The following is a 2,065-nucleotide window of genomic DNA, read 5'->3' on the forward strand; positions in this document are numbered from 1 at the left end:
CGCTCGTGGCGGGCGCCGGCCTGTGGGCCCACACCGGCCCGCTGGCCGCGGACGGTGCGCTGGGCGCGGGCGACGCTTCCTCGGCGGAGGAATCCGGCGGAGACGGCGACGGGGACACCGACCCGGACCGGTGCGACCCCGGGGAGCTCGCCGAACCCTTCGCCGAGGCCGCCGACCCGGACCCGGTCGTGCCGGGCTCGGGCACCGACGACATCGTGGGCTCGCTGGCCTTCTCCCACGACGGATCCGTACTCGCCGTCGGCGGGACCAGCGGGGTAGCGCTGTGGGACTGGGAGCAGGGCACCGCGCTCGGCCTCATCGACCTGTACGTCCTCATGGACTCCCAGGTCACCCCGGTCTTCAGCCCCGACGACTGCCGGATCGCCTACACGGACGAGGACGGGGTGCACCTGTACACGCTCGCCACCGGCGAGCACGAAGTCCTGCTCGAGGACGCGCACCCGTGGTCGGTGGCGTTCTCCCCGGACGGGGGTTCCCTTGCCGTGAGCGGTGCCGGGGCGACCAGCCTGCACGTCCTCGACCTCGAGAGCGGAGAACGGCAGGACTTCGAGGTGGGGGAGACGGACGCGGGCGGAACCGCCAGCTTCCAGGAGATCGCCTTCTCACCCGGAGGCGACTACATGGCGGCTACGGGGCTCTGGGGCCTGTGGATGTGGGACACCGAGACGTGGCGGGAGGTCGGCTACGACGAGGACGCCTACCTCGGATCCGAGGTCAGCGGCCTCGCGCTGCCCGACGACGACGGGGGTGTCCTGTACACGACCGAGGACGGTCCCGTGTTCGCCGAGCTCGCGACGGGCGGGGACGGGCACGAGTTCGACGTAGTCGAGGAAGACCGGGAGGACGCCGTCGGCAACATGCGCGAGTTCGCCTACCACCCGGTCACCGACACCCTGTTCGGCCTCCACGCCCGACTGCGGGAGGGCGAAGGGTGCACGATCTTCATGAACGGCTGGGACCGGTCCTCGGGCCAGGAGGGCCAGGCGGTCCCAGCGGTCGACATCGAGGCCAACGTGTACACGGACGCCCCCATGGCCGCCACCCCGCACCCGGACGAGGAGGTCTTCGCGGCGCTGGGCTTGGAAGGGGGAGGCCTCGTGGTGCTGGACGCGCACACGTTCGAGGAGATCGACACCCTCGGCCCGGGATAGGGCGGACACGCTCGGCACCGGACCCCCGCTCCCACACCACCGGCAAGGACCCCATGCAACCCCTGCACCCACACGACCCGCCCCGGGTGGGCACCTACCGGCTCCGCGCCCGCATCGGCGAGGACGCCTGCGCCCGGACCTACCTGGCCTCCGCCCCGGGCCGCCCCGCCGCCGCCCTCAAGGTCGTGCGCTCCGAGCACACCTCGGACCCGGACTTCCGGGACGCGTTCGCCCGCCTGGTGGAGAGCGCCCGTACCCTGCACAGCCCCTATGTCGCACCGGTCCTGGACGCCGACCTCCAGTGGGCCGCCCCCTGGGTCGCGGTGGCCCGGCCGGCCGGACCGACCCTGGCCGAGCTGGTGGGCGACCACGGCCCCCTGCCCGCCGAGGCCCTGCAGCCGCTGGCCCTGGCGCTGGCCCAGGGACTCGCCGACCTGCACTCCGCGGGGCACGTCCACGGGGGCCTCCGGCCGGACGGGGTGCTGGTGTCCCCGCACTCCGCGCTGATCGCCGACCCCGGTTTCGAACGGGCCGCCTCCGAAGGGGCGCAGGCCGCCCCGCACTCCGCATCCGCCCCGCCGGAGGGCGGCACCTCCACCGCGGCCGACGTGTTCGCCTGGGCGGCCACCCTGTGCTCCGCGGCCAGCGGTGTGGCGGGACCCGGCGGACTCGACCGGGTTCCAGCCCAGCTCAGGGGACTGGTGGACGCCTGCCTCAAGGCCGACCCGCAGCTGCGCCCCGCCGCCACCGACCTGGTGGACATGCTCGGCGGCCCGGCCGCTCCCCGCCCCTGGCCGGACGGGGTCCGCGCCGTCGCCGCCCGGTCCGGGGAGGCGATGCACCACCTGCTCACCCCGCCGACAGCTGAGCCCACTCCGGCCCCGCCCGAACGC

2 protein-coding genes are annotated in these 2,065 nt (G+C 74.6%); both read left to right on the forward strand.

Translation table 11 applies throughout. The annotated features are described in order from the left end of the window. On the forward strand, positions 1–1,172 hold a 1,172-nt coding region (locus ACYVD1_RS34580; RefSeq protein ID WP_460778691.1), incomplete at its 5' end, for a WD40 repeat domain-containing protein. 53 nt (positions 1,173–1,225) lie between these two features. Next, positions 1,226–2,065 (forward strand): protein kinase family protein (locus tag ACYVD1_RS34585; protein ID WP_460778692.1); only part of this gene is annotated, 840 nt, incomplete at its 3' end.

The organism is Nocardiopsis nanhaiensis, from assembly GCF_054778635.1.